Source organism: Candidatus Dependentiae bacterium (genome assembly GCA_026389065.1).
In the GTDB taxonomy this organism is placed as follows: domain Bacteria; phylum Babelota; class Babeliae; order Babelales; family Chromulinivoraceae; genus JACPFN01.
In genome coordinates, this window is sequence record JAPLIP010000022.1 from 1 (window position 1) to 6,411 (window position 6,411).

The 6,411-nt window shown below is 32.9% G+C and carries 11 protein-coding genes; 3 read left to right on the top strand and 8 right to left on the bottom strand.

The window, feature by feature from the left end; translation table 11 throughout:
* Positions 1 to 136: 136 nt before the first annotated feature.
* The 3 genes from NTU89_00925 to NTU89_00935 are packed head-to-tail and all read right to left on the bottom strand — an operon-like array spanning position 137 to position 2,417.
* A complete protein-coding gene (locus NTU89_00925; protein ID MCX5923108.1) occupies positions 137 to 1,132 on the bottom strand; it encodes a hypothetical protein in 996 nt (331 codons plus the stop codon).
* A 26-nt stretch (positions 1,133 to 1,158) separates the two neighbouring features.
* Complete coding sequence (locus tag NTU89_00930) at positions 1,159 to 1,608, bottom strand: hypothetical protein (GenBank protein MCX5923109.1); 450 nt, start codon at positions 1,606 to 1,608, stop codon at positions 1,159 to 1,161.
* Between the two features lie 56 nt (positions 1,609 to 1,664).
* Entirely contained in the window at positions 1,665 to 2,417 is a 753-nt protein-coding gene (locus tag NTU89_00935; GenBank protein MCX5923110.1) for a class I SAM-dependent methyltransferase, read from the bottom strand.
* A gap of 240 nt (positions 2,418 to 2,657) precedes the next feature.
* Between NTU89_00935 and NTU89_00940 the strand changes: the two genes are divergently transcribed.
* The 3 genes from NTU89_00940 (at position 2,658) to NTU89_00950 (ending at position 3,819) form a co-directional block, all read left to right on the top strand.
* Complete coding sequence (locus NTU89_00940) at positions 2,658 to 3,002, top strand: zinc ribbon domain-containing protein YjdM (protein MCX5923111.1); 345 nt, start codon at positions 2,658 to 2,660, stop codon at positions 3,000 to 3,002.
* A gap of 137 nt (positions 3,003 to 3,139) precedes the next feature.
* Entirely contained in the window at positions 3,140 to 3,397 is a 258-nt protein-coding gene (locus NTU89_00945; protein ID MCX5923112.1) for a hypothetical protein, read from the top strand.
* The gene (locus tag NTU89_00950; protein ID MCX5923113.1) at positions 3,394 to 3,819 is read left to right on the top strand and encodes a hypothetical protein; all 426 of its coding nucleotides are present in this window, start codon (positions 3,394 to 3,396) and stop codon (positions 3,817 to 3,819) included. Before NTU89_00945 ends, NTU89_00950 begins: the two co-directional genes overlap by 4 nt.
* An 11-nt stretch (positions 3,820 to 3,830) precedes the next feature.
* Here NTU89_00950 and NTU89_00955 read toward each other — a convergent pair whose 3' ends face one another.
* From NTU89_00955 to NTU89_00975, 5 genes are all read right to left on the bottom strand, one after another.
* Positions 3,831 to 4,310 carry a Bro-N domain-containing protein gene (locus tag NTU89_00955; protein ID MCX5923114.1) on the bottom strand — a complete coding sequence of 160 codons (480 nt, stop codon included), beginning with the start codon at positions 4,308 to 4,310 and terminating at the stop codon, positions 3,831 to 3,833.
* Positions 4,311 to 4,619: 309 nt separating this feature from the next.
* On the bottom strand, positions 4,620 to 5,114 hold the full coding sequence (locus tag NTU89_00960) for a hypothetical protein (GenBank protein ID MCX5923115.1): 495 nt from the start codon (positions 5,112 to 5,114) through the stop codon (positions 4,620 to 4,622).
* 46 nt (positions 5,115 to 5,160) lie between these two features.
* Positions 5,161 to 5,616 carry an NUDIX domain-containing protein gene (locus NTU89_00965; protein ID MCX5923116.1) on the bottom strand — a complete coding sequence of 152 codons (456 nt, stop codon included), beginning with the start codon at positions 5,614 to 5,616 and terminating at the stop codon, positions 5,161 to 5,163.
* Positions 5,613 to 5,906, bottom strand: coding sequence for a hypothetical protein (locus NTU89_00970; protein ID MCX5923117.1), 294 nt, complete (start codon positions 5,904 to 5,906; stop codon positions 5,613 to 5,615). Before NTU89_00970 ends, NTU89_00965 begins: the two co-directional genes overlap by 4 nt.
* Before the next feature lie 196 nt (positions 5,907 to 6,102).
* Positions 6,103 to 6,345, bottom strand: a complete 243-nt coding sequence (locus NTU89_00975; protein ID MCX5923118.1) for a GIY-YIG nuclease family protein — start codon at positions 6,343 to 6,345, stop codon at positions 6,103 to 6,105.
* Positions 6,346 to 6,411 lie beyond the last annotated feature (66 nt).

Below are 6,411 nucleotides of genomic sequence, written 5' to 3' on the forward strand. Positions count from 1 at the left end.
AGACTTTAATCCAATCGAACATTTTTGGTTTAGCGTTAAACATGGCATCAAAAAGATAATGGAAACAATGAAATCGGAAATAATAGAAGCTGCTTGTCATTTCTTTGGAGAAAAAAGCAATGCTTAATGATTTAGGCTATATGGGAAAGGAATCATAATCTCGCGCACATCCAACATTATGAATAAATATAACGCAATCGCGCAGCAAAGCCTCTCTTGGAACTCGCTCTCTTCCTGGAAAATGTCCAAAATCTATATAGATTTGAGCCCTATCAAGAGAATTTATCATTTTCAAGATATCAAGGCCTTTTAAGCTTATATAATCATAATTTTGATATTTAGAGATAAAGGACTTCCCTAGTGCTGCACCCTTTAATGGACTATAAGCTATAGTATTTTCGACCTTTGCCTCTTTTTGAACCTCTACATATTTTAAATTAATATAAGTCTGAACAAGGTATGGGTTAGCTCCCCAATCCTTCAAGGCTGTTTCAACGCAAGGAGCATTACAAATATGAAGACAGTCCATCACATATAAAAGTTTTTTATCAATAAGCTTGCGAACAGTTCTAGATTTATCAATTGCATGAATATTTTGAATAGACAGCCAGGCAATCATTTTTTTTGCACCGTCAAAAAAGGTTAAACAATCACACCAAATTTCAGGAACCACCATAAGCGTTGACGAGTCTAAGGCGACGTCTTTATTTAAATTAAAAATATTATAATCGTTTTGATAAACTAACGGCGCAGTCCCTATATCAGAAACAGAAAGATACCAAACCCCATTAATATTTTTTTTATGAATCAAGCTTCCCGTACGCATCCATAACATATATACATCAAAACCTTCTTTTTTAAGCTCTTGGGCAATTTGACACAAGCTTTCCGGGCCACCTGTTGTGATATATGGACAAAGAATAACGACTGTTTTAATGGTCTTAAAAAAATCTACGGAACTTTGATCATTATCAATTGATATATTTTGTTCAAAATAATAATTTTCTGAGAGCCCTTTCATATATGATGCATTCATTGTCTGAGTTTCTTCAATGCTATTTGCAAATAAGCGAACTGGCTTTAAAGAAATAATTATTACGAGCAATATTAAAAACTGTTTATTTTTAGTCATTTCAAAAATCATTTTTGACTACTTCTTTACTTTAAATTAAATTTAATTTTAATTTTTTCTAAATCTTTAGATAATTCTGAAAGTTGAATATTAAAATCCACAAAGGCAAGAGCCTCAGGATCATCTTTTAAAAGGATTTTAAGCATGTCATGCTTTTTAGCTTCCATCATATTTTTCATGATGACTTTTTCATAAGGCTTCATACTGCTTGTTTTTAAATAATTTGTATAATCCTCAAGATAAAAGTCTAATCTGATTTCAACTTCTCTTGCAGTTATTTTATCATCAATAATCTTTTCAATTTTTGTTTTTTCAAGAAAATAATAACTATTGGCCCAAAGAAAAGACTTTTTCATATCATCAAGAGATATAAACTTAACAGGCCGGTCTTTAACCTCATTGCTTGAAGATTTTGCTAAAAAAGCAGTGCTCAAAAAAATTATTGCTACAAAATAACTCAAGTATACTTTCGACATTTCATACCTTTCGCTGTAAGTAAATCAATCAATCAATTAGGCGTTAATAATAATTTTCAATTTTTAATAGTCGCCATTGCGTGAATAATACGCGATATTTCAGATTTTTGAAAGGTTTCATCATAGATTTTTATGACTTTAAAGCCAGCGCTTTCTAGCAACTCTTTCCACTCATTATCAGAGCGCCAAACTATTTCTACTAAAGCATTTTCCTGCTGCAAGACAATTCCATTAACGACCAACTCATACAAACAAAAAGTATTCGCTAACTTTTTTTCTACATTAAAGACATGCCGCTTTGTTACTCGAATAACGTTTCGTTCATCAAGCCTAGCAGTTGAGACTGAATACTCATCAATTGTTACGTCAGGTACAAAAATATCTATCAATAAATTACCGCCATCAAGCACATGGTCATGAAGATTTTTAAGCGCCTGCAAAACAATAACCTCATCTGCTATAAGTTGCAGTGAACCAAATGCTATGATAACAGTGCTGTATTTATATGGTATTTTAAGATTTTCAAGCGATTGCTCATACAATTTAGGCTCAATCCCAAGAACTTTACATCGTTGGCGACAACGCTCAAGCATATCATGCGAATTATCAGCACCATCTACCACATATCCACGCTGCATCAAAGGAATTTGCAATCTGCCCGACCCTGACATTGCTTCCAAAACCCTGCCCGGATTATGCTCAATAAATGAACTAAAAAAATCCACCTCTTCTTCAGATGCATATTTTTCCGTTGCATCATAATACTCACTATAAAGTTGGCCATAGGCCTGGATATTATTTTTACTCATTTGTAAATTTTCTGTTTTGACCTTGAAAATTAGACTATTTATTTTGCCAATCATTATCAAAAATTATATCAACAGTATAAACATTTATTTTTAGAAATTTTAATATTAATGCATGCTTAAAGTTATAAAAGTTTGCTTACAAGATAGAATATCAATTCTAATGATGATACCATTAAAATCATATATTTTTGCCATTTATAAAGAATAGACTTAACAATAATTATGAGGAGAAATCAAACAATGATTAATCTACCAAAATGTCCAAAATGTAGTTCAGAGTATACTTATGAAAATAATGGGATTTTGACTTGTCCAGAATGTGCTCATGAGTGGAACCAAGACGCAGAAAGTGAAATTGCTGAAAATAAAAAGATTATTAAAGATGCGAATGGAAATATCTTGAACGATGGTGACTCTGTAGCCTTAATAAAAGACCTTAAAGTAAAAGGTAGTTCATCGACGATAAAAGCTGGTACAAAAGTAAAAAACATACGATTAGTCGATGAAGATCATAATATTGATTGCAAAATTGATGGATTTGGGAAAGTGGGTTTAAAATCTGAGTTTGTCAAAAAGATATCGTAAAGAGCTTGTAAAGTAATTTATGTAATTTGCCTTAACCAAATTAACAATTCTAAGTATCAATAAAGATACTGTCATGTTAGATTGTCGCTGACCAAAAATAATTACTCAATCTACATACTTTCTGCAAAGGACCTTTAATGTCTATAAAGTGTGATAAATGCTCTTATGTAATGACAAAATCAGAAGTTGCAGGCTATCTAACTTGCGAAATTTATACCGTGTTTAAAACGTTAATTCTTCCTGTGCTTTTAGCTCGATATGCAATGAAAGGAATTAAAAAAGAAAGTGATAGCTGGATTGTTGGAATTTTAAACAAGTGCGAAATAAAATGTCATGTCTGTAAAGAATATATAGGATGGTCAAATGCTAAAACAAAAAAAGGAAATCCAGCTTGAAAAAAATGTTTAGCATTATCATGTTGCTTGGTTTAAGCATTAGCCAAATTAACATATCTACCCCTCGCAAGCTACAACCAATGACTCAGTGGCCCACAAATCCTGTATTTTGGTACACGATGATCAAAGAACTTGTATCTCTTGCGCGTGACTCAAAAGTTTCAAAATCCACTCCACATGAACAATTATACACCTTCATACATTGTCAAGGCTGTGCATGTCCTATTAACATATACACAACGATGGTGCATTGCGCATACAATAAAAAATATAAAGCTTTACGCAAAATTAGATCTTTAATCTCAGATGGAGATTTAACCAAAATTCAAAATTTTTTACTTATTTTTCATGAACGATTTCAGACAAAATGTGAACATTGCAATACTTATTCCGGTTGGCATATCAAGGACATAGCTCAATGATAGGTCTACCTTCATAACAACTCATCACCAAAGAAAATCATTGGTGTTACAAAGTCAGTTGAGTATCCAAGCTTTTTCATAGCCTTTTTTTCATACAAACTTTTAATGCGATCAATGCCAAGTTCAGGATTTTCAATCTTATTAATTCGCTCTTTACCTATCTTTGCAAGCCAATGTTTAAATGGTTCTGCTTTGGGAGATGGAATTGATTGGATGATACGAAACATCCCTTCAGTATGTGAACAGTCAGTTGCGTATTTTTTCCAATCAGATGCCTGAAGTTTCAGTTGTCGATAAACTGTCGAGAGCTCAACGCCAGAGCCATTTTTTTCTCTTGTTTTCATCTTCAACCAATATTCACGAGGCTTTGTGCTATCTGTTAAAAACGCAATGACATCGATAACCGAAAACCACCACTGATCTTCTGCAAATACTCGTCGAATGTTTTGACCTTGAAAAATTGCTATTTTTGTTAATTCACCAGATCCCATAATTTATCCCAAAAAACCATTATCATTAAGCTCTATTTATATCTTAACAACATGGACTAGGAACATAATTTGAGATTAATAGTTATTATTTGATTCTTTTTCAGTAGACCCGCTGGATCTTAAGTGTTTCGTGCGAATAGCGCTAATTAAAAGAAAGTCATTTGAAAAGTGTGCTTGCAACGCGAAGTATGGTGTACCCTATCGGTCTATCTTTGCAACTTTATCGATAATGTCAGCTTGATGTTTTCAATCAAACAGTTATTACTCGCCGAACAAAACAATCTTAGATAAAAGATACTTTTTACTTTTTTAAGCAGAGTATTTATACCATAAAGCACACATGACACATGCCATTAATATTATCATACCCATCTCAGAAGCATTTTGATTCCTGCTGTTATACTGATTGAAAGAATCAATTTCTACTAAATCCTTTTGCGACATATCAAATTTCATACTCAATTCAATTGATCCAAAAAAACCTTTAGATAAAACCAAATAAGGGGATTTAAGCTTAATTGCCTGAAGCCATATTTTTCTCGCACGTTTATAATCATCTAGAGGAATATAAAGCTCAAGAATCATATCACTTTCACCATAATCAGAAATATTTTCCCACAACCATATATGTTTTTCTAATGTTTCAAGTTTAACGGGAGAAGATCTCCAGTTTTGCAGTTTCCTTATCAATAAATCTAATTTTTCTCTTTGCCCTGAAAAGAGGGAATGCCCAATAAATCTTGAATCAGTTGACACTAATTCATATCGAGCAGACTTATCACAGTGTTGATATAATAATTTCATTTTATTCTCCTGAATAAGAGGCCTAATTCTCCGAAATTACTTTAGGTTATCGCTCATTCAAACTGTACAACTTTTTATGCTCAAGAATTAACTCAACATATTTTTTCAGCCATACAGGAGAATTTGTAGCTGAATTAATTTCTGCAGGGGTCATCCAGAAATATTCAGGCACTTTACGTGGTGAAGCAACAACATTGGCAATAGTTTTATTAAGATTGCAATAAAAAGTTGAATATATGACTGGGTTCTTGCCGCTATCAACAGAAAAACTACTCGATACATACTGTACAGGATCTAGTAGCACTAATCCAACCTCTTCAAAAATTTCTCTTTTGACAGCTAATCGCAAAACATCCCATCCATTAATTTCATCTTGTTCATCAAATTTACCACCAGGAAAGGACAACAAACCTGCTGCTTGCTTACCCTCGGGAAGTTTAATGACTAAAAACTTTCCATCAAGCTCAATGGCACATTCAACAACAACTAAATATTTTTTCATTTCAAATCACTTTCAATCTTTTTTGTCTTTTCTCTTTTACAAGATAAAAAATTTTCATTCGAAACTACTTTTTTACCAATTTGCAGCTCTATGTCTTTACGCGTTCTGCCTGCAACAGCGCCACCTGATTTTGCATCTCTTCGCAGCTTGGGCATTCCCTTAGAATCTTGTTGCTCGCTTATCTGAGTAGTTGTTGCTTCGCCAAGCATAGTAATGATTAATTCTAAATCGGTCATGTGATCACGCAAATTACCTTTTTCAACGCCTTTAATTTTTTTATACTCATCCACTTTCAGACTGAAAGCGCCTTTATCATTAAGCTCTATTTATATCTTAACAACATGGACTAGGAACATAATTTGAGATTAATAGTTATTATTTGATTCTTTTTCAGTAGACCCGCTGGATCTTAAGTGTTTCGTGCGAATATCACTAATTAAAAGAAAGTTTTTTTAAAATTGTGCCTGCCATTCATTTGCATCGTAATCACAAAAATCTTTTCTTTGCAAGCGCTCGACCAGATTGCGTTTTTAAATACTTCTCAAACAATTTAGCCTTAGCTTCATCATTAAAACACAAACAGACTTCAAGCTGCCAAGGTCTATACTTTGCTGTGTGCAAAGAGCCTCCAGAATTATGAGTTTCAAGTCTTTGTTCAAAGTCTGTCGAGTATCCAGCATAGACAATATCTGGCCATTTTATTGATCGAATAAGGTATACATAAAACATATTTAATTTTATAAAAATTTTGAATTATTTTAATTAAGCCCGTCTTCGCTTTCAGCTTCGGTCGGG